This is a genomic window from Pseudomonas sp. DrBHI1, from assembly GCF_002205115.1.
Taxonomy (GTDB): Bacteria; Pseudomonadota; Gammaproteobacteria; order Pseudomonadales; family Pseudomonadaceae; genus Aquipseudomonas; species Aquipseudomonas mosselii.
The window spans coordinates 76,917-97,503 of record NZ_NIBE01000059.1 but is presented as its reverse complement, the minus strand read 5'-3'; the positions used below and the strand labels follow the sequence as shown (position 1 = coordinate 97,503).

At 67.2% G+C, this 20,587-nt stretch carries 20 protein-coding genes and 1 other RNA gene; 12 read left to right on the top strand and 9 right to left on the bottom strand.

What is annotated here, in order from left to right:
• Positions 1 to 121 precede the first annotated feature (121 nt).
• From CC207_RS12490 to CC207_RS12460, 7 genes are all read right to left on the bottom strand, one after another.
• Positions 122 to 1,744: an iron ABC transporter permease gene (locus CC207_RS12490; RefSeq protein WP_088852193.1), complete on the bottom strand. Its 1,623-nt coding sequence runs from the start codon at positions 1,742 to 1,744 to the stop codon at positions 122 to 124.
• A gap of 116 nt (positions 1,745 to 1,860) precedes the next feature.
• Complete coding sequence (locus tag CC207_RS12485) at positions 1,861 to 2,862, bottom strand: extracellular solute-binding protein (protein WP_028688555.1); 1,002 nt, start codon at positions 2,860 to 2,862, stop codon at positions 1,861 to 1,863.
• A gap of 151 nt (positions 2,863 to 3,013) precedes the next feature.
• The gene (locus CC207_RS12480) at positions 3,014 to 4,231 is read right to left on the bottom strand and encodes a 2-octaprenyl-3-methyl-6-methoxy-1,4-benzoquinol hydroxylase (RefSeq protein WP_175406149.1); all 1,218 of its coding nucleotides are present in this window, start codon (positions 4,229 to 4,231) and stop codon (positions 3,014 to 3,016) included.
• Between the two features lie 9 nt (positions 4,232 to 4,240).
• Complete coding sequence (locus tag CC207_RS12475; protein ID WP_088852192.1) at positions 4,241 to 4,723, bottom strand: DUF4442 domain-containing protein; 483 nt, start codon at positions 4,721 to 4,723, stop codon at positions 4,241 to 4,243.
• Positions 4,720 to 5,919, bottom strand: coding sequence for a 2-octaprenyl-6-methoxyphenyl hydroxylase (gene ubiH, locus CC207_RS12470; RefSeq protein ID WP_028688558.1), 1,200 nt, complete (start codon positions 5,917 to 5,919; stop codon positions 4,720 to 4,722). Before ubiH ends, CC207_RS12475 begins: the two co-directional genes overlap by 4 nt.
• Complete coding sequence (gene pepP, locus CC207_RS12465) at positions 5,916 to 7,250, bottom strand: Xaa-Pro aminopeptidase (RefSeq protein ID WP_088852191.1); 1,335 nt, start codon at positions 7,248 to 7,250, stop codon at positions 5,916 to 5,918. Before pepP ends, ubiH begins: the two co-directional genes overlap by 4 nt.
• Before the next feature lie 21 nt (positions 7,251 to 7,271).
• Positions 7,272 to 7,826, bottom strand: coding sequence for a YecA family protein (locus tag CC207_RS12460; protein WP_028688560.1), 555 nt, complete (start codon positions 7,824 to 7,826; stop codon positions 7,272 to 7,274).
• A 146-nt stretch (positions 7,827 to 7,972) separates the two neighbouring features.
• On the opposite strand from CC207_RS12460, the gene CC207_RS12455 reads away from it, so the two are divergent.
• The 4 genes from CC207_RS12455 (at position 7,973) to CC207_RS12440 (ending at position 9,363) form a co-directional block, all read left to right on the top strand.
• Positions 7,973 to 8,182 carry a TIGR02449 family protein gene (locus tag CC207_RS12455; RefSeq protein WP_028688561.1) on the top strand — a complete coding sequence of 70 codons (210 nt, stop codon included), beginning with the start codon at positions 7,973 to 7,975 and terminating at the stop codon, positions 8,180 to 8,182.
• Entirely contained in the window at positions 8,179 to 8,496 is a 318-nt protein-coding gene (locus tag CC207_RS12450) for a cell division protein ZapA (RefSeq protein WP_028688562.1), read from the top strand. The genes CC207_RS12455 and CC207_RS12450 overlap by 4 nt, the downstream gene beginning before the upstream one ends.
• A gap of 17 nt (positions 8,497 to 8,513) precedes the next feature.
• Positions 8,514 to 8,693: non-coding RNA, 6S RNA (gene ssrS / locus CC207_RS12445), on the top strand.
• A 61-nt stretch (positions 8,694 to 8,754) separates the two neighbouring features.
• On the top strand, positions 8,755 to 9,363 hold the full coding sequence (locus tag CC207_RS12440) for a 5-formyltetrahydrofolate cyclo-ligase (RefSeq protein ID WP_088852190.1): 609 nt from the start codon (positions 8,755 to 8,757) through the stop codon (positions 9,361 to 9,363).
• Positions 9,364 to 9,379: 16 nt separating this feature from the next.
• Here CC207_RS12440 and CC207_RS27155 read toward each other — a convergent pair whose 3' ends face one another.
• On the bottom strand, positions 9,380 to 9,535 hold the full coding sequence (locus CC207_RS27155; RefSeq protein WP_011536298.1) for a hypothetical protein: 156 nt from the start codon (positions 9,533 to 9,535) through the stop codon (positions 9,380 to 9,382).
• Between the two features lie 176 nt (positions 9,536 to 9,711).
• Between CC207_RS27155 and CC207_RS12435 the strand changes: the two genes are divergently transcribed.
• The 4 genes from CC207_RS12435 (at position 9,712) to CC207_RS12420 (ending at position 15,045) form a co-directional block, all read left to right on the top strand.
• Positions 9,712 to 10,161 carry an EVE domain-containing protein gene (locus tag CC207_RS12435; RefSeq protein WP_028688564.1) on the top strand — a complete coding sequence of 150 codons (450 nt, stop codon included), beginning with the start codon at positions 9,712 to 9,714 and terminating at the stop codon, positions 10,159 to 10,161.
• Positions 10,162 to 10,254: 93 nt separating this feature from the next.
• Positions 10,255 to 11,214, top strand: a complete 960-nt coding sequence (locus CC207_RS12430; protein ID WP_088852189.1) for an HlyD family secretion protein — start codon at positions 10,255 to 10,257, stop codon at positions 11,212 to 11,214.
• A complete protein-coding gene (gene rbbA, locus CC207_RS12425; protein ID WP_088852188.1) occupies positions 11,211 to 13,934 on the top strand; it encodes a ribosome-associated ATPase/putative transporter RbbA in 2,724 nt (907 codons plus the stop codon). Before CC207_RS12430 ends, rbbA begins: the two co-directional genes overlap by 4 nt.
• Before the next feature lies 1 nt (position 13,935).
• Positions 13,936 to 15,045, top strand: a complete 1,110-nt coding sequence (locus CC207_RS12420) for an ABC transporter permease (protein ID WP_062359883.1) — start codon at positions 13,936 to 13,938, stop codon at positions 15,043 to 15,045.
• Here the strand turns inward: CC207_RS12420 and CC207_RS12415 are convergent, their stop codons facing one another.
• Positions 15,046 to 15,447, bottom strand: a complete 402-nt coding sequence (locus CC207_RS12415; RefSeq protein ID WP_028688568.1) for a flagellar basal body-associated protein FliL — start codon at positions 15,445 to 15,447, stop codon at positions 15,046 to 15,048.
• 157 nt (positions 15,448 to 15,604) lie between these two features.
• Here CC207_RS12415 and CC207_RS12410 point away from each other — a divergent pair, with 157 nt between their 5' ends.
• The 4 genes from CC207_RS12410 to CC207_RS12390 form a co-directional block, all read left to right on the top strand.
• Positions 15,605 to 16,585 carry an NADPH:quinone oxidoreductase family protein gene (locus tag CC207_RS12410; protein ID WP_069015909.1) on the top strand — a complete coding sequence of 327 codons (981 nt, stop codon included), beginning with the start codon at positions 15,605 to 15,607 and terminating at the stop codon, positions 16,583 to 16,585.
• Positions 16,586 to 16,880: 295 nt separating this feature from the next.
• Positions 16,881 to 18,122 (top strand): SfnB family sulfur acquisition oxidoreductase, encoded by a 1,242-nt coding sequence (locus CC207_RS12400; protein ID WP_062359884.1) that lies wholly within the window; start codon positions 16,881 to 16,883, stop codon positions 18,120 to 18,122.
• Positions 18,123 to 18,258: 136 nt separating this feature from the next.
• The gene (locus CC207_RS12395; RefSeq protein WP_088852186.1) at positions 18,259 to 19,440 is read left to right on the top strand and encodes an SfnB family sulfur acquisition oxidoreductase; all 1,182 of its coding nucleotides are present in this window, start codon (positions 18,259 to 18,261) and stop codon (positions 19,438 to 19,440) included.
• The coding region (locus CC207_RS12390) for an LLM class flavin-dependent oxidoreductase (RefSeq protein WP_371916447.1) at positions 19,440 to 20,587 on the top strand (1,148 nt) is incomplete at its 3' end. The genes CC207_RS12395 and CC207_RS12390, both read left to right, overlap by 1 nt.

The window sequence follows — 20,587 nt, the reverse complement described above, 5'->3', positions numbered from 1 at the left end:
TTTCTCCTTCCGGGCGTGGCGAGGCGGCGGCGGTCGGCGATGTTCAGGCATCACCTGTTCTTGTAGGACCCGTCGCTGCGAATGCCGCGCATTGTAGCCGCAAGGAAGCGGCGTGACACCCTCAGCGCGGGTGTCCCGGACGATGGGCCGAGCGACGGATCAGGCCGATTACCGGCAGCAGACCGACCAGCACCAGAGTCAGGGCCGGCAGCGAGGCCCGTGCCCATTCGCCCTCGCTGGTCATCTCGAACACCCTCACGGCCAGGGTGTCCCAGCCGAACGGGCGCATCAGCAAGGTCGCCGGCATCTCCTTCAACACGTCGACGAACACCAGCAGGGCGGCGCTGAGCGCACCGGGCACCAGCAGCGGCAGATACACCTTGAAAAACAATCCCGGCCCGGCGACCCCGAGGCTGCGTGACGCCTCCGGCAACGACGGGCGGATCCGCTCCAGGCTGCTTTCCAGCGGGCCATAGGCCACGGCGATGAACCGCACCAGGTAGGCCAGCAGCAGGGCCGACAGGCTGCCCAGCAACAATGGCTTGCCCGCCCCGCCCAACCATTGCGACAGCGGCACCACCAGCTGGTTGTCCAGGTAGCTGAACGCCAGCATGATCGAAACCGCCAGCACCGAACCCGGCAAGGCATAGCCGAGATTGGCCAGGCCGACCCCGGCGCGGATGGCCGTGGTCGGTGCCTGGCGCCGGGCGAAGGCCATCAGCATGGCCACGCTGACCGTGATCAGCGCCGCCATGGCGCCGAGATACAGGGTGTGCATGACCAGGCCGAGGTAGCGCTCGTCCAGATCATGCCGGCCCCGCTGCCAGAACCACGCCAGCAACTGCAGCATCGGGATGACGAAGGCGCAGGCGAACACCAACAGGCACCAGCCGCTGGCGGCCAGGGCCTTGATGCCCCGCAAGTGATACAGCGCCTGACCCCGTGGTCGCTCGTTGCCACTGCGGCTGGCGCCCCGGGCACGGCGCTCGCCATACAGCACCAGCATCACCGCCAGCAGCAGCAGGCTGGCCAGCTGCGCCGCGCTGGACAGGCTGAAGAAGCCGTACCAGGTCTTGTAGATGGCGGTGGTGAAGGTGTCGAAGTTGAACACCGCCACCGCGCCGAAGTCGGCCAGGGTCTCCATCAGTGCCAGGGCGATGCCGGCGCCGATGGCCGGGCGCGCCATGGGCAGGGCCACCCGCCAGAACGCCTGCAACGGCGACAGCCCGAGCACCCGCGCGGCCTCCATCAGGCCCTTGCCCTGGGCCAGGAACGCGGTGCGCGCCAGCAGGTAAACGTAGGGATAGAACACCAGCACCAATACTGTGATCACCCCGCCGGTGGAACGTACCCGCGGCAGGCGCATGGGCCCGAACACCTCGCGCAGCGCCGTCTGCACGGGGCCTGCGAAGTCCAGCAGACCGACGAAGACGAACGCCAGGACATAGGCCGGAATCGCGAACGGCAGCATCAACGCCCAGTCCAGCCAGCGCCGACCGGGGAATTCACAGAGGCTGGTCAGCCAGGCCAGGCTCACCCCCAGCACGGTCACGCCGGCGCCAACGCCGACCACCAGCGTGAGGGTGTTACACAGTAGGCGGCCCATCTGGGTGTCGAGCAGGTGCGACCAGATCTGCATATCGACCGATTGCCAGGACAGCAGCAAGACACTCAGCGGGAGCAGGACCAGGGCGGCGGTCAGGGAGACCGGCAGGTACCAGCGGCGTTGGGGGGTGTGAGGCAAATCGAAGGTCTCGATGACTGGGCGATAGCATCGCGGGGCAAGCCCGCCCCCACGTCTGCATGGTTCGTGGGAGCGGGCTTGCCCCGCGATTGGTTCTCAAGGATAAGGCGACAGGCTCAGTTCCAGCCAGCCCGGTCCATCAAACGAATGGCTTCGGCCTGGCGCTTGCCGGCGACTTCCACCGGAATGCTGTCGGCCTTGAAGCTGCCCCAGGCCGCGACTTCCGCAGAAGGCTTGACCTTCGAATTGGCCGGGAACTCCTGGTTGATGTCGGCGAACAGCTTCTGCGCCTCTTCGCCGGTCATCCACTCCACCAGTTTCTTCGCCGCTTCCGGATGCGGTGCGTGCTTGGTCAGGCCGATGCCCGACAGGTTGACGTGCACGCCGCGATCAGCCTGGTTGGGCCAGAACAGCTTCACCGGCAGGTCGGGTTTCTCCTTGTGCAGGCGCCCGTAGTAGTAGGTGTTGACGATGCCCACGTCGCACTGGCCGGCGGCAATGGCCTGGAGCACCGCGGTGTCGTCGGAGAACACATCGGTGGACAGGTTGTTGACCCAGCCCTTGATCAGCTTCTCGGTCTCGGCCTCGCCGTGGTTTTCGATCAGCGTGGCGGTCAGCGACTGGTTGTAGACCTTCTTCGCCGTGCGCAGGCACAGGCGGCCCTCCCAGTGCTTGTCGGCCAGAGCCTCGTAGGTGGTCAGCTCCGCCGGTTTGACCCGGTCGGTGGAGTAGGCGATGGTCCGCGCGCGCAGGCTCAGGCCAGTCCAGTCATGGGACGAGGCACGGTACTGCGGCGGGATATTCTGGTCGATGACCGCCGACTTGATCGGCTGCAGGATGCCCATCTGTTCGGCCTGCCAGAGGTTGCCGGCATCGACGGTGAGCAGCAGGTCGGCCACGCCGTTCTCGCCCTCGGCCTTGATGCGCTGCATCAACGGAGCTTCCTTGTCGGTGATGAACTTGATCTTGACGCCGGTCTTGGCGGTATAGGCGTCGAACACCGGTTTGATCAGCTCGTCGATGCGCGAGGAGTACACCACCACTTCATCGGCCGCCTGGGCGGTGCCGCCGAAGAGAGTGAGGGCCAGGGCGGCCATTAGGGGCTTGCGGGGCAACATCGGGGGACTCCTCGCTGGGTTGAGAGGTGTAAATGGTAGTGAATCCCATTTTCCTGCTCATCTGCTTAGCCGTTACCGGATGTTGCAAAGGGCCGCTGCGCAGTCCTTTCGCCGGCAAGCCGGCTCCCACAATGTCAGCGGCCCAGCGATATCAGGCCCTGGCCAGCGCCGGGAGATCTCCGGACAACCCCAGCGCCTGGCGCACGAACAGCGCCTTGGCCTCGGGCATCTGCTCAACCAGCTTCAAGCCGCTGTTGCGCAGCCAGCGCAAGGGCAGCGGATTGGCCTGGAACAACCGCTCGAAGCCTTCCATCGCCGCCATCAACGCCAGGTTGTGCGGCATGCGTCGCCGCTCGAAACGGCTCAGCACCTTCACATCGGCCAGGCGCTCGCCACGCTCGCAGGCGCGGACCAGTTCCTCGGCCAGCACCGCGGCATCGAGAAAGCCCAGGTTGACCCCCTGCCCGGCCAACGGGTGAATGGTGTGGGCGGCATCGCCGATCAGCGCCAGCCCCTCCTCCACGTAGCGCTTGGCATGGCGCTGGCGCAGCGGCACGCAGACCCGCGGATCCGCCTCCAGCACATCGCCCAGACGCCCCTCGAACGCCCGTTCCAGTGCCTGGCGGAAGCTCGCGTCGTCCATCGCCATGGCCTGCTCGGCCTGCTCCGGGGTGGTCGACCAGACGATCGAGCACCAGTCCTGGCGACCATCGCGGCTGAGCGGCAGGAATGCCAGCGGGCCTTCGTCGGTGAAACGCTGCCAGGCCGTGGCCCGGTGCGCCTCGCTGCAGCGCACGCTGGTGACGATGGCGTGGTGCAGGTAATCCCATTCACGGGTCGCGCAGCCGGCCAGGCGGCGTACCGCCGAGTTGGCGCCATCGGCTGCGATCACCAGCGGCGCGCGCAGCTTGCGGCCATCGGCCAGGGTCAGCAGCCACTCATCGCCGGAGCGGCGCAGCTGCTCCAGGCGGGCGTTGGCCAGCAGCCCGACATCGCTGTCGTGCAGGCGCTCCAGCAGGCCGTCCTGGACCACGCGGTTCTCGACGATGTGACCCAGCACCTCGGCATGCACGCTGGCCGCGGAGAAATGGATCTCGCCAGTGCCGCTACCGTCCCAGACGTGCATGTCCGAATACGGCGAGACACGGCGACGGGCGATGCCGTCCCAGGCCCCGAGGCGCTCGAGAATGCGCTGGCTGGCCGCCGACAGGGCGCTGACCCGCGGCTCGAAAGGTGCCTCGCCGTCAAACGGCTTGACCGTCATCGGCCCGCCGTCGAGCAGGAGCACCTCCAGGCCACTGTGGCGCAAGGCCAAGGCCAGGGCACTGCCGACCATACCGGCACCGACAATCAACAGATCTGCGCGCATTTCCATGCCTTACGCCTGCCTCGCTTGCGGCTTGAGCCGCACGTATAGGGTTTTGTCGACCCGCGCCACCAGCTCGCCGGCACCGTCACGGATCTCCACCTGCAGCCGGGGCAGGTACTTCTTGCCGCTGGCGGTCTGCTGGCGGATCTCGTCCAGCAGCGCGTCGTCGACGTGGAACTCGGCATACACCGGGCCCTTGCCCGGCGAGATGAAATCGATGCTGGCGGCCTTGTCCCAGACGATGTAGTCACGCCCCAGCTGCTCGATCAGCAGCAGCATGTAGAACGGGTCGACCATCGCGTACAGGCTGCCGCCGAACTGGGTGCCGACGTAGTTGCGATTCCACCGCGTCAGCTTCATGCGCACCTTGACGCTGCGCATGTCCGGGCTGATTTGCTGGATATGGATGCCGGCGCCCAGGTAGGGCGGGTAGAAGTTCAGCAGCCAGCGCAGCATCCGCGCCCGCCGTGCGAGCCTGCGCGCCGCGCTCATGGGCGACCTCGCGGGTCGGGGCGCGTGCCCAGGCCCATGGCCTGGCGGGCGAACCAGCTTTTCGCCGGCGGCAGCAGGTCCAGGCCGAGCAGGCCGAGGTTGCGCCCGGCAGCCAGCAATGGCTGGCTGCTGCCGAACAGGCGGGTGACCTGGTCGGAGAAGCCGATGGTCAGGGCCTGGTCGAGGCGCTGGCGCTGGTGGTATGCCTGCAGCGTGGCCAGGTCGCCCGGCAACGCCGGGCCGGCCAGCAGGGCGTCCGCCAGCGACTGCACGTCGCGCAGCGACAGGTTGAAGCCCTGGCCGGCGATCGGGTGCAGGCTGTGGGCGGCGTTGCCCAGCACCACCAGGTGCGGGCGTACCTGCTCCTCGGCCTCGACCAGCGACAGCGGATAGAGATGGCGGGCACCGACCTGGCGCAAGGCGCCGAGGCGGTAACCGAAGGCCTCCTGCAGCTCGCGCAGGAAGCTGCGCTCGTCGAGCTCGGCCAACCGCCTGGCGTCCATCCCCTGGCGGGTCCAGACCAGCGCGCAGCGGTTGTCCGCCAGCGGCAGCAAGGCCATCGGCCCTTGTTCGGTGAAGCGCTCGAACGCCTGGCCGGCGTGGGCTTCGCCCGGGGTGATGTTGGCGATCAGCGCGCTCTGGTCATAGGGCGTGTTGCGCACATGGATGCCCAGTTGCTCGCGCAGGCCCGAACGACCACCGTCGGCCAGCACTGCCAGGTCGCATTCCAGCGACGTGTCGTCATCCAGCTGCAAGCGATAGCCGCCGGCAATAGCCTGCATCGCCTGCACCTGCGCCGGGCAACGCCAGCTGATCACTTCGTCGTCGATGGCCTGCCACAGGCACTGGCCAAGCCAGGCGTTCTCCACCACGTAGCCGAGAGCCGGCACGCCTTCTTCCAGGGCGTCCAGGCGGGTGGCGCCGAAGCGGCCGCGGTCGGACACCTGGATCTGTCGGATCGGCTCGGCGCGGCGGCTGATGGTCTGCCACAACCCCAGGCGCTCGTAGATCTGCCGGGTGCCGTAGGACAGCGCCGAGGAACGTGCGTCATAGCTGGGCTGGAAACTGTCGCCGGGCGCGAACGGCTCGATCAGCAGGATCTTCCAGCCACGGGCCTTGGCCGCGCCCTGCAGCGTCAGGGCCAGGCTCGCGCCGACCAGGCCGCCACCGATGATCGCCAGGTTGACTCGGTTCATGCGGCGTCCTTGCGGGCGTCTCGCATCAGCGCCTCGATCTCGGCGACCGTGCGTGGCACGCCTGAAGTCAGGATTTCACAGCCTTGTCTGGTCACCACCACGTCGTCCTCGATCCTTACCCCGATGCCGCGCCATTTCTTCGCCACCGCCTGGTTGTCGGCAGCGATGTAAATGCCAGGCTCGACGGTCAGCGCCATGCCCGGCTCGAGCACGCGCCACTGGCCACCGACCTTGTATTCGCCCACGTCGTGCACATCCATGCCCAGCCAGTGTCCGGCGCGGTGCATGTAGAAGGCGCGGTAGGCCTCGCTGTCGATCAATGCCTGCACCTCGCCCTTGAGCAGCCCCAGCGCCACCAACCCTTCGGTAATCACCCGCACGGTCGCCTCGTGGGCGTGGTTCCAGTGCTTGCCCGGGGCGATCTCGGCGAACGCCGCGGCCTGGGCCGCGAGCACCAGCTCATAGATGGCTTTCTGTTCCGGCGAGAACCGCCCGCTGACCGGGAAGGTGCGGGTGATGTCGCTGGCGTAGCAATCGATCTCGCAACCGGCGTCGATCAGGACCAGGTCGCCGTCCTTGAGCGGCGCGTCGTTCTGCTGGTAGTGCAGGATGCAGCCATTGCGCCCGGCGGCGACGATCGAGCCGTAGGCCGGCATCTTCGCCCCGCCCTTGCGGAACTCGTAGTCCAGTTCGGCTTCCAGGCTGTACTCGTGCAGTCCGGGGCGGCAGGCCTGCATGGCGCGTACGTGGGCCCGGGCGGAAATCGCCGCGGCCTCGCGCATGACCTTCACTTCCGCCGCCGATTTATACAGGCGCATGTCGTGCAGCAGATGATCCAGGGCAACGAACTCGTTCGGCGGCTGGGCGCCGAGGCGGGCCTTGGAACGGATCACGTTGATCCACTCCATCAGCCGGCGGTCGAACTCGGGGTTGCTGCCCATGTTGCTGTAGACCCGCTCGCGCCCTTCGATCAGGCCCGGCAGGATCTCGTCGATATCGATGATGGGGAAGGCGTCGTCGGCGCCGAAATCGCGCACCGCGCCTTCCTGGCCGGCGCGCAGGCCGTCCCATTGCTCGCGTTCGGGATTGCGCTCGCGGCAGAACAATACGTACTCGCCATGCTCGCGTCCCGGAATCAGGGCGATCACCGCCTCGGGTTCAGGAAAGCCGCTCAGGTACTGGAAATCGCTGTCCTGGCGGTAGACATGCTCGACATCGCGGTTGCGGATGGCAACCGCGGCCGCCGGCAGGATGGCGATACTGTTGGGGACCATCTGCGCCATCAGCGCCTTGCGCCGACGGGCGTACTCCGCCTTGGGTATGTGGCTCATGGGCAAACGACCCCGTTCAGATCAGTGCAGCGATGGCTTTGGCGCGGGCGCTTGCGGCTTGGCCAGCTCCGTGTACAGCAGCAGCGGGGCGACGCGCAGGTACTCCATGACTTCCATGTAGTCGCTCTCGCCGTCCTCGGACTCTTCCAGCGCTTCCTGGACCTGGGAAATGGCCACCAGGTCCTGGAGCACTTCCTTGGCATCGGTGGACAGGTCCTTGCCGCCGGCGTTCAGGCCGAAACCGGTGATGAAGCCCTGGCACCACTGCCCCAGCGCGGTGGCACGGTCGGCCAGCGCGGCGTCGTCGGAAGGCAGCAGCAGGACGATGGCGACGTCCTCGCCGGTCAGCTCGGCCTTGACCATCTCTTGCAGGCCGACCAGGGCGTTGCGCACCGAGTCACCGGGCTCGGTCTCGAGCAGTTGGGCGGCGTCGGCCAGCCAGGCATCGGCATCGAAGCCGGCGCCGGCGCAGCTGCGGCCGATCAGCAGGCCATGCAGCTCGGCGGGAGTGACAGGGTGGCCATTGCTCGAAAGCAACATGGCGAAGGCGATGTAGGGCGATTGGGTATTGGGCATGGGCAGCTAGGCGCCAGACGGCGCAATGACTAGAATGGAGACCTTGTATCCTAGCACCGGCAGGCGCGCCAAGACCATCGGCACTGGCCGTCGCGCCCTTGGGGCAGGCATGATCGTCAGGCGAGTCAAGGAATCGAGTGCAATCCATGCAAGAGAACGACCTGCAAGCGCTGATGGGCCGGTTCGAGTTGCTGATCGAACGGGTCGAGCAACTAAAGCGGCAAAATGCACTCTTAGTAGCTCAGGAACGAACCTGGCGCGAGGAGCGCGCCCACCTGATCGAAAAGAACGAGATCGCCAAACGCAAGATCGAATCGATGATCCTGCGCCTCAAGGCCCTGGAGCAAGACTCATGAGTTCAAGCAATAGCGTCACCGTCCAGATCCTCGACAAGGAATACTCGATCATCTGCCCGCCCGAGGAGCGCAACAACCTGGTCGGCGCCGCCCGTTACCTGGACGGCAAGATGCGCGAGATCCGCAGCAGCGGCAAGGTGATCGGTGCCGACCGCATCGCCGTGATGGCCGCGCTGAATATCACCCACGAGCTGCTGCACCGCCAGGAACGCCCCGAAGTGACCAGCGGTGGCACCACCCGCGAGCAGGTGCGCGACCTGCTGGAGCGGGTCGACCAGGCCCTGTCCGACGATCCGGTTAGCAAAAACGACTGAGATTGGTATACTGGCGCCACTCCCTGGGGGATGCGCCAGTCGGTTATGTCCCTGAGCCGATACGCACAACCACGGGGGTTGCACGCTGGGGCAGGTGTGCATGTCCGCCCGACGGAAAGCCTTAACGCCCCCTGCAATCTCCACCTTGAACTTTCGGGTTCAAGGGCTACACCGATAGCGGTCTTGTCGGGGAGCCTGCATTCAGAACTGCCCGCCTCCAACGGCGGGCTTTTCGTTTCTTCTGGGATCGCCCGTGCCATGACCGACACCGCGCCGCTTACCCGCCCCCAGCTTCGCCGTCTCCTGCGCAACGCTCGCCGCGCCCTCACACCCGCCCAGCAACGCCAGGCCGCCGAAGGCCTGTATCGCCAACTGGCGCAGGATCCGCTGTTCCGCCGCGCCCGGCATATCGCCCTGTACCTGCCCAACGACGGCGAGATCGACTCGCGCCTGCTGCTGCGCGAGGCGCACAAGCGCGGCAAGCGCGTCTACCTGCCGGTGCTGCACGCCTGGCCGCGCACGCGCATGGTGTTCCAGCGCTTCGAGGCCGGCGAGGCACTGCGCCCGAACCGGTTTCGCATCCTGGAGCCGGTGATCGAACGCAAGCGGCAACGGCCGATCTGGGCGCTGGACCTGATCCTGCTGCCGCTGGTCGGTTTCGACGAGGTGGGGGGACGCCTGGGCATGGGCGGAGGCTTCTATGACCGCAGCCTGGCCTACCAGGGCCGGCGCAAGGCGTGGAAAAAACCACTGCTGCTGGGGCTGGCGCACGAATGCCAGAAAGTGGAGCGACTCAACCAGGCGAGCTGGGATGTACCGTTGCAAGGCACGGTCTCGGACCGTGGCTGGTACCTGGCGCCCAAGTGAGGCGCGCGAAGGGGAATCAGCGGTGCTGTTGCTGCGCCGGATCGACAGGCGCCTGCTGATAGGCGGCATCCAGCTTGCGTTCCCACAAACCTTGCGCGTAACCGGTGGTGACCACGCCCAGCCCGAAGATGAACGCCAAGATCCAGAGCAGGTCCGGTTTACGTTGTTTCATTGATTGCCCCCCAAGAACAACTGTCCAGGCTCGGCGGCTTTCTTGATGGCTGCCGGAGCGTATAGCTTAAAATCGGCGCATTTTCCGACAACATGAGCCGCCAGGCAAACGTTGACGCCAACCGACTGTCGGTTTCATGCAACGAGTTATTTCAAACTTTTTCAGGAGCAGCCTCCATGGCCTACTGGCTGATGAAATCCGAGCCCGACGAGCTTTCCATCGAAGCCCTGGCACGCCTGGGCAGCGCCCGCTGGGACGGGGTGCGCAACTACCAGGCGCGCAACTTCCTGCGGGCCATGAGCGTAGGCGACGAGTTCTTCTTCTACCACTCCAGTTGCCCGCAACCGGGTATCGCCGGTATCGCCCGAATCAGCACCGCCGCCTACCCGGACCCGACCGCCCTGGATCCGCGCAGCCACTACCACGACGCCAAGGCCAGCGCCGAGAAAAACCCATGGAGCGCAGTGGATGTCGAGCATGTGCGGACGTTCCGCCAGGTACTCGGCCTGGGCCTGCTCAAGCAGCAGGCGGCGCTCGAGGAACTGCCCCTGGTGCACAAAGGCAGCCGCCTGTCGGTGATGCCGGTGAGCGCCGAGCAATGGGCCGCGATTCTCGCACTGAGCTGATTGTGCGGCTATTGTCAGGGGTTTGACCAATATCAACGCGCAAGGAAGCGCGTCGCGCCAGGATAAGGCGTGCCAGCCGCAGGATGCAGACCGATGAATCGAAAAGCCCCCAGAATCTTCGCCTCCGCCTTGGTATTGCTGTTGCTGGCGGCAGGCGGGCTGGGCTACTGGAAGTCCCTTCACGACCGCCTGCCCGAAGGCCTGAGCATGGGCAACGGGCGCCTCGAGTCCACCGAGGTGCAGATCGCCAGCAAGATCCCCGGACGCCTGGCCGAGGTGCTGGTCGACGAAGGCGACAAGGTCACCCGCGGCCAGTTGCTGGCGCGCATCGACACCCGCACGATGGAAGCCCAGCGCAGCCAGGCCGAGGCCGAAGTGCTGCGCGCCCGGGAGAACTACGCCGCTGCACAAGCCAGCGTGCAGTTGCGCCAGAGCGAGCTGTTGCTGGCCAGCCAGGAGCTTAAGCGGATTCGCGAGATCTACCAGCGCAAGTTCGCCAGCCAGCAGTTGCTCGACCAGCAGCAGGCCCGCTACGACACCGCCACCGCGGCCGTGGTCGCGGCCCGGGCCCAGCTGGCGGCGATCAAGGCCGCCATCGGCGCCGCCGAGGCCCAGGTCGCCCAGCTCACCAGCGAAATCGACGACAGCAGCCTGCGCGCGCCCATCGACGGCATCATCCAACTGCGCCTGGCAGAGCCCGGCGAAGTACTCGGCGCAGGCGGCCGGGTGCTGATGCTGATCGACCCCAGCGACCAGTACATGAACCTCTACCTGCCCGCCGCCACCACCGGCCGGTTGACCGTCGGCGACCAGGCGCGGATCGTGCTCGACGCCCTGCCGGACAAGGCCCTGCCGGCCAAGGTGGCGTTCGTCGCGGCCAAGGCGCAGTTCACCCCGAAGCAGGTCGAGACCCGCGATGAGCGGCAAAAACTGGTGTTCCGGGTCAAGCTGCGCCTGACCGAACCGAGCGCCGTGCCCCAGGCCAAGCCGGGCATGCCCGGCGCCGGGTACGTGCGCACCGCCGACGTGGGCTGGCCGGCCAACCTGCAATGAACGCGGCGATCGCCCTGCGGGCCGAAGGGGTCAGCCACCGCTATGGCGAGCTGCAGGCCCTGCACAGCCTCGCGTTCAGCCTGCCGGCCGGGACCCGCTGCGGCCTGATCGGCCCGGATGGCGCCGGCAAGTCGACCCTGCTCGGGCTGATCGCCGGGGTCAAGCGCCTGCAACAGGGCGAGTTGCAGGTACTCGGCGGCTCGATCCGCCAACGCCGCCACCGCACCGCGCTGTATCCCAAGGTCGCCTTCATGCCCCAGGGCCTGGGCAACAACCTGTACCCGGAGTTGTCGATCCGCGAAAACATCCGTTTCTTCGCCACTCTGTTCGGCCTGGGCCGCGCCGAATGCGAGCAGCGCATGACCAGCCTGCTGCGCGCCACCGACCTGGAGCGCTTCGCCGAACGCCCGGCCGGCAAGCTCTCGGGCGGCATGAAGCAGAAACTGGGGTTGTGCTGCGCGCTGATCCACGAACCGGACCTGCTTATCCTCGACGAGCCGACCACCGGCGTCGATCCACTGTCACGGCGGCGCTTCTGGGAGCTGGTCGAGCAGGTGCGCGCCCAACGCCCGCAACTGACCCTGCTGGTGGCCACCGCCTACATGGAGGAGGCCGAGCAGTTCGAGCATTGCCTGATGCTCGACGCTGGCCGCCTGCTGGCCGCCGGCCTCAGCCGCGAACTGGCGGCGATTACGCCCAGCGGCAAGCTGGACGACGCCTTCACCCACTTCCAGGGCGCCGGACGACCACAGCCCGAGCCCTTGCGCATCCCGCCACGCCAGGCCGACGGCGGGCCGATTGCCATCGAGGCCCACGACCTGACCCTGCGTTTCGGCGACTTCACCGCGGTGAACAAGGTCAGCTTCGCCATCGGCCGCGGCGAGATCTTCGGTTTCCTCGGCTCCAACGGCTGCGGCAAGACCACCACCATGAAGGTGCTCACCGGCCTGATGCCGGCCAGCGAGGGCCGCGCCAGTCTGCTTGGCCGCCCGGTGGATGCTGGCGACCTGGCCACGCGCAAGCGGGTCGGCTTCATGTCCCAGAGCTATTCGCTGTATGGCGAGTTGAGCGCCCGGCAGAACCTCGAACTGCACGCTCGCCTGTTCGACCTGGCCAAGGCCGACAGCGCGCCGCGCATCGCCGAGCTCATCGAACGCTTCGACTTAGGCGCCATCGCCGACCAGCCGTCCGGCGCCCTGCCCCTGGGCCTGCGCCAGCGCCTGTCGCTGGCCGTGGCGGTATTGCACCGCCCGGAAGTGCTGATCCTCGACGAGCCGACCTCGGGTGTCGACCCGGCGGCCCGCGACGACTTCTGGCGCCTGCTGGTGGAGTTGTCCCGCGAGCAGGGCGTGACCATCTTCCTGTCCACCCATTTCATGAACGAAGCCCTGCGCTGCGACCGCATCTCGCTGATGCACGCCGGCCGGGTGCTGGCCTGCGACACCCCGCGGGCCCTGCAAGTCAGGTTCGGTGGCGACACCCTGGAAGACGCGTTCGTGCGTTGTCTCGAACAGGCCCAGGAGGCGCCCCCCCAGACACAAGCCGACACCACGCTGGATCAGGCCGCTGCCCCAGCGCCCGCCCTGCGCCAGGCCTTCAGTCTGCGTCGCCTGCTGGCCGTAGCCAGCCGCGAAGGCAAAGAGCTGCTGCGCGACAAGGTGCGTCTGGCCTTCGCCCTGGCAGGGGCGTTGTTCATGATGGTGATCTTCGGCTATGGCATTTCGCTGGATGTGGAGAACCTCGCCTTCGCCGTGTACGACCAGGACCAGAGCCCGCAGAGCCGCGCCTACCTCGAGGCCTTCCGGGGCTCGCGCTATTTCGCCGAACAGGCGCCGATCCGCGATGCCCGCCAGTTGCACCAGCGCCTGCAACGCTCGGAGATCAAGCTGGCCCTGGAGATCCCGCCGGGCTTTGGTCGCGACCTGCATGCCGGGCGCCAGCCGGTGGTGGCCGCGTGGCTCGATGGCGGCATGCCGTTCCGCGCCGAGACCAGCCGCAACTACGTCGAGGCCGTGCACCAGGCCAACCTGGAGCAGCTGGCCGCCCTCGGCCCGCACCCGGTGGCGCGCCAGCAGCCGGTACGCCTGGAGACACGCTTTCGCTACAACCAGGACGTGGTCAGCGTGAACGCCATCGGCCCCGGCGTCATGGCGCTGATCCTGGCCTTCATCCCGGCCATGCTCACCGCACTGGGCATCGTGCGGGAAAAGGAACTGGGTTCGATCACCAACTTCTACGCCACCCCGCTGACGCGCTTGGAGTTCCTGCTCGGCAAGCAGGCGCCCTACCTTGTGGTGAGCCTGGTCAACCTGGCGCTGCTGGTGGCGATGAACCGCTGGCTGTTCGGCGTGCCGCTCAAGGGCAGCCCGCTGGCCCTGGCCTGCGGCGGCCTGGCCTACCTGCTGGCGACCACCAGCCTGGGCCTGCTGATCTCGGCATTCACCCGCACGCAGATCGCGGCGATCCTCGGCACCATGATCATCACCAGCCTGCCTACCATCCAGTTCTCCGGCCTGATCGTGCCACGCTCGTCGCTGGACGGCGCGGCGGCGCTGATGGGCCAGTTGTTCCCGGCCGGCTACTTCCTCGACATCGCCGTCGGCACCTTCACCAAGGCCTTGGGCCTGCGCGAGCTGTGGCCGCAGTGCCTGGCACTGCTGGGCTTCTTCGCCGCCTTCACCGGGCTGAGCCTGGCCATGCTGAAAAAACAGGAGGCCTGAGATGAGCCGCCTCTCCCACACCCTGCGCCTGGGCCTGAAGGAACTCACCAGCCTGCGCCACGACAGCGTGTTGCTGCTGTTCCTGCTGTACGCCTTCAGCGTGGCGATCTACATGCCCGCCGCCGGCTCCGTGATCGGCGTGCACAACGCCAGTGTCGCGGTGGTCGATGAAGATCACAGCGCCGTCTCGCGCAAGCTCGCCGAGTCGCTGCAGCCGCCCGAATTCCAGCCCGCCGTAGCACTACCGGCAAATCGGCTGGACCAGGCCATGGACAGCGGGCAATACACCTTCGTGATCAATGTGCCGGTGAACTTCCAGGCCGACCTGCTGGCCGGGCGCTCACCAGAGCTGCAGGTCAACGTCGATGCCACGGCCATGAGCCAGGCCTTCATGGGGGCCGGCTACATCGGCCGGATCTTCGAACGCGAGCTGCTTGAATACGCAGGGCGCAGCACCAGCAGCCCGGCCCTGCTCAACCCGAAGGCACTGTTCAACCCCAACCTCGAAGGCGGCTGGTTCCTGGCGGTGATCCAGATCGTCAACAACATCACCATCCTGGCCATCATCCTCACCGGCACCGCGTTGCTGCGCGAACGCGAGCACGGCACCCTCGACCACCTGCTGGTGCTGCCGTTGACGGCGCTGGAAATCATGCTGGCGAAGATCGCCAGCAACGCCCTGGTGGTGGTGGCCTGTACCTGGATTTCGCTGGAAGTGGTGGTCAAGGGCGCCCTGGGCGTGCCGCTGGCGGGCTCGATGGGGCTGTTTTTGGGGGTGACCGCGCTGTACCTGTTCGCCAGCACGGCGCTGGGCATCTTCCTCGCCACCCTGGCGCGCTCGACGCCGCAGTTCGGCCTGCTGGCGATTCCGGTTATCATCCCGATGCTGCTGCTGTCGGGGGGCAGCACGCCGCTGGACAGCATGCCGCAGTGGCTGCAGTGGGTCATGCAGGGCTCGCCCTCGACCCACTTCGTCAGCCTCGGCGCGGCGATCCTGTTCCGCGACGCCGGGCTGAGCGTGGTGTGGCCGGATGTGGCGGCCCTGGCCGCGATCGGCCTGGTATTCTTCGGCGTGGCTTTGGCGCGCTTTCGCCGCAGCCTCGCCGCCTGATCACTGCACGATCAGGTTGTTGAACAGCAGGTCCTCGACGATCGGCTTGCCCTCTTCGGACTCCATCACCTGCTGCACCTGCTTCAGGGCTTCCTGGCGCAGTTTTTCCTTGGCCTCGACGTTGCTCATGTTGTCCACGCCCTGCTGGGTGAACAGCGCCACCAGCTGGTTGCGGATCAGTGGCTCGTGGTGCTTGACCGCAGCGGCGGCGGCATCGCCGGTCACGCGCAGGGCGACATCGGCCTTGTACACGCGCAGCTTGGGGCCGCCGTCGAGGGCGTAGTTGCCGACGAAGGGCGGGCTGAGGCTGATGTAGGCGACCTTGGGCTCGCCTTCCTTTTCCTCGGCCATCGCCGCCACTGGCAGCATCAGGGCCAGCACCATCAAGATCCACGCTTTCACGAATTCGCTCCTCAATACAGTTGGCGCCAGCTTACCCAGCGCGCCGGCCAAACCCAAGCCCGGGCTTATGCCGGCTCATCAGGGCCGGCCATGCTCGTTGACCCTCGGGACGGCCCTCCTACACTTATCGGCCACCACACGCAAAGGAATAGCCCTGATGAAAGCCTTGTTGTGCAAAGCCCTGGGCCCGGCGCGGGACCTGGTCCTGGAAGAGGTCGCCAGCCCCACGCCCAAGAAGAACGAGATCCTCCTCGACGTGCACGCCGCAGGGGTCAACTTCCCCGACACCCTGATCATCGAGGGCAAGTACCAGTTCCAGCCGCCGCTGCCGTTCGCCCCGGGTGGCGAGGCGGCCGGCGTGGTGGCCGCGGTCGGCGAGAAGGCCGGCGCGTTCAAGGTCGGCGACCGGGTCATGGCCCTGACCGGCTGGGGCGCCTTCGCCGAGCAGGTGGCGGTGCCGTTCTACAACGTGCTGCCGATCCCGGCGGGCATGGACTTCACCACCGCCGCCGCGTTCGGCATGACCTACGGTACCTCGATGCACGCGCTGACCCAACGCGGCCAGCTCAAGGCCGGCGAAACCCTGCTGGTGCTCGGCGCCTCGGGCGGCGTGGGGCTGGCGGCGGTGGAGATCGGCAAGGCCCTGGGCGCGCGGGTGATCGCCGCGGCCAGCAGCGCCGAGAAACTGGCGATCGCCCAGGCCGCCGGGGCCGACGAACTGATCGACTACAGCCAGGCCAGCCTCAAGGACGAGATCAAGCGCCTGACCGGCGGCCAGGGCGTGGATGTGATCTACGACCCGGTCGGCGGCGCGCTGTTCGACCAGGCCGTACGCGGGCTGGCGTGGAACGGGCGGTTGCTGGTGGTGGGCTTTGCCAGCGGCACGATCCCGCAACTGCCGGTAAACCTGGCCCTGCTCAAGGGCGCGGCGGTGCTCGGTGTGTTCTGGGGCGCCTTCGCCCAGCGCCAGCCGGAAGACAACGCCGCCAATTTCCGCCAGCTGTTCGCCTGGCACGCCGAAGGCAAGTTGAAGCCGCTGGTGTCGCAGACCTTTGCACTGGCCGAGGGTGGCGCGGCGATCGAACGCCTGGCGCAGCGCCAGGCGGTGGGCAAGCTGGTGGTGATGATCCCGCGCTGACCGCTCAGGTCTCATCGCCTGCAAGCCGGCTCCCACAGTTTTACGCCGCGGTCATGGGAGCCGGCTTGCCGGCGACAGGGCCGACCCTGCAGTTCTTCTATTCATATTCCTAAAAGGTAGTTCATAAACTTTTTCTAAACGAATAGGGTATATCGACCGGACCACCGGACCAGCAAACGTCTGTCGCCATCAGCTGAGGCGACGCTTTCAACTTTGTGAGGTTAGGAATGGTCAGGATCACAATCACCCCAGTGCATAACGCCAGGGCATTGAGTGCAGCCAAGGAGCGGTACTGATGTCCAGCCAACCAACTACCCGATTCCACAGCGATCTCGACAGCTCGCCGCTGCTGCTGCCGGCCACGGTGTTGCGCAACGACGAAGAGGCCCTGCAGGCTGCCCGTGAGCTGGCCGAGGTGGCCCGCCAGCAGGCCGCCAAGCGTGACCAGCAGCGCAAGCTGCCCTGGGCCGAGATCGAACAGTTCACCCGCAGCGGCCTGGGCAGCATCAGCGTGCCCAAGGCCTTCGGCGGCCCCGAGGTGTCCTTCGCCACCATCGCCGAAGTGTTCCGCCTGATCAGTGCCGCCGACCCGGCGCTGGGGCAGATTCCGCAGAACCAGTTCGGCATCCTGCAACTGGTCCGCCTGACCGCCACCCAGGCCCAGCAGGCAGTGATCTTCCGCTCGGTGCTTGACGGCTGGCGCATCGGCAATGCCGGCCCCGAGCGCGGGACCAAGGACACCCTGACGCTCAAGGCGCGCCTCACCCGTGACGGCGACGGCTATCGCATCAGCGGCGAGAAGTTCTATTCCACCGGTGCCTTGTACGCCCATTGGGTGGCGGTCAAGGCGCTGGACGACGATGGCCGCCAGCGCCTGGCGTTCGTCCGTCGCGGCAGTCCGGGGCTGCGTATCGTCGACGACTGGTCCGGCTTCGGCCAGCGCACCACAGCCAGCGGTACCGTGCTGCTCGACCAGGTACCGGTGGACGCCGACCTGGTGGTGGACAACTGGCGCCTGCGTGAGGAGCCCAGCATCCAGGGCGCCGCCTCGCAGCTGATCCAGGCAGCCATCGACGCCGGCATCGCCGAAGCGGCCATCGAGGACACGATCCAGTTCGTTCGGGAGAAGTCCCGGCCGTGGATCGAAGCCAAGGTCGAACGCAACAGCGACGACCCCTATGTGATCGCCGACATCGGTCGCCTGAAGCTCGAGCTGCACGCCGCCGAGGCCCTGCTGCGCAAGGCCGCCAAGGTGCTCGACGAAGTGAACGCCGGCGTGATCGATGCCGCCGCCGCGGCCCGTGCCTCGATTGCCGTGGCCGAAGCAAAGGTGCTCACCACCGAGATCTCGCTGCAGGCCAGCGAGAAGCTGTTCGAGCTGGCCGGCAGCCGCGCCAGCCTGGCCGAGTTCAACCTCGACCGGCATTGGCGCAACGCCCGGGTCCACACCCTGCACGACCCGGTGCGCTGGAAGTACCACGCCGTCGGCGCCTACCACCTCAACGGCACCCTGCCTGCCCGCCATTCCTGGATCTGATTCAAGGCCCAGGGGCTGCGGTGCAGCCCTTTCGCCGGCAAGCCGGCTCCCACTAGGACGTCAGTGAACGCTCACTGTGGGAGCCGGCTTGCCGGCGAAAGAGCCGCACAGCGGCTCCAAGTGCCCGGAGAGCAAAATGACTGCATCCATCATCACCACCGACGCCCAGGCCCTGGCCGTCGCCGACGAACTCGCCCAACACCTGCGCCAGGACAGCGCCCTGCGCGACCGCGAGCGCCGCCTGCCCCATACCGAACTCGAACGCTTCGTGCAGTCCGGCCTTTGGGGCATCAGCGTGCCCAAGGCCTTCGGCGGCGCCGGGGTGTCCAATGTCACCCTGGCCAAGGTCATCGCCCGCATCGCCCAGGCCGACGCCTCGCTCGGGCAGATCCCGCAGAACCACTTCTACGCCCTGGAAGTGCTGCGGGTGAATGGCAGCCCCGAACAACAGCGACGTCTCTACGCCGAAGTGCTCGCCGGCCGGCGTTTCGGCAACGCCCTGGCCGAGCTCGGCACCAAGAACGCCCACGAGCGCACCACCCGCCTGAGCCGCGATGGCGACCATTTCCGTATCGACGGCCGCAAGTTCTACTGCACCGGCGCGATCTACGCCCAGCGCATCCCGACCCTGGTGATCGACGACCAGGATGTGTCGCACCTGGCCTTCGTGCCCGCCGACAGCCAGGGCATCGAGGTGATCGACGACTGGAGCGGCTTCGGCCAGCGCACCACCGGCAGCGGCTCGGTGGTGTTCAACCACGTGGCGGTCCGCGCCGAGGACGTGGTGCCGTTCCAGAGCGCCTTCGAACGCCCGACCACGGTCGGCCCGCTGGCGCAGATCCTCCATGCCGCCATCGACACCGGCATCGCCCGCGCCGCCTACGAGGATGCCCTGCACTTCGTGCGCACCCGCAGCCGACCATGGATCGACTCCGGCCTCGACAAGGCCAGCGACGACCCGCTGACCCTGAAGAGCTTCGGCCACCTGGCGATCCGCCTTCACGCCACCGAGGCGCTGCTCGAGCGCGCCGGCGAAATCCTCGACATCGCCCAGGCCGACAGCAACGCCGAGACCCTGGCCGCCGCCTCCATCGCCGTGGCCGAGGCCCGGGCGATCAGCACCGAGATCTCCCTGGCCGCCGGCACCACGCTGTTCGAGCTGGCCGGCAGCCAGGCCACCCTGGCCGAGCACAACCTCGACCGCCACTGGCGCAACGCCCGGGTGCACACCCTGCATGACCCGGTGCGCTGGAAGTACCACGCCATCGGCAACTACTACCTCAACGACGAGAAGCCGCCGCGCCGGGGGACCATCTGATGGCGAAGCAGATCCTGCTCAATGCCTTCAACATGAACTGCATCGGGCACATCAATCACGGTTTGTGGACCCACCCACGGGACACTTCGACCCAGTACAAGACCCTCGACTACTGGACCGACCTGGCTCGCCTGCTGGAGCGGGGACTGTTCGACGGGCTGTTCATTGCCGATATCGTCGGCACCTACGATGTCTATGGCCAGTCGCTGGACGTGACGCTCAAGGAGTCGATCCAGCTGCCGGTCAACGACCCGCTGTTGCTGGTCTCGGCCATGGCGGCGGTGACCAGGCACCTGGGCTTCGGCCTCACCGCCAACCTGACCTACGAGGCGCCCTACCTGTTCGCCCGACGCCTTTCCACCCTCGACCACCTGAGCAATGGCCGGGTCGGCTGGAACATCGTCACCGGCTACCTCGACAGCGCCGCCCGGGCCATGGGCCTGGAGCAGCAACCCGAGCACGACCGCCGCTACGATCAGGCCGACGAGTACCTGCAGGTGCTGTACAAGCTGCTCGAAGGCAGCTGGGCCGACGATGCCGTGGTCGCCGACCGCGAGCAGCGGGTCTATGCCCGCCCTGACAGGGTGCGCAAGGTCGAGCACCACGGCGAGTTCTACAAGGTCGAGGGCTACCACCTGTGCGAACCCTCGCCGCAGCGCACGCCGGTGCTGTTCCAGGCCGGCAGCTCGCCGCGCGGGCTGGCCTTCGCCGGCAACCATGCCGAGTGCGTGTTCATCAGCGGCCAGGACAAGGCCGCCACCCGCGCCCAGGTCGACAAGATGCGCGCCGCGGCCAAGGCGGCCGGGCGCGATCCGCAGGCGGTCAAGGTGTTCATGGGCATCACCGTGATCGTCGCGCCGACCGAGGCGCAGGCGCAGGCCAAGCACGCCGAGTACCTGCGCTACGCCAGCGCCGAGGCCGGGGTCGCGCACTTTGCCAGTTCCACCGGTATCGACTTCTCGCGCTACGAACTGGACGAGCCCATCGGCTTCGCCAAGGGCAACGCCATCCAGTCCGCCACCCGCCAGTTGCAGGAAAGCGCCTGGACCCGCCGCCGCCTGCTCGAGCAGCACGCCCTGGGCGGTCGCTACGTGACCCTGGTCGGCGACGCCGAGCAGGTGGCCGAGCAACTGATCGCCTGGATCGA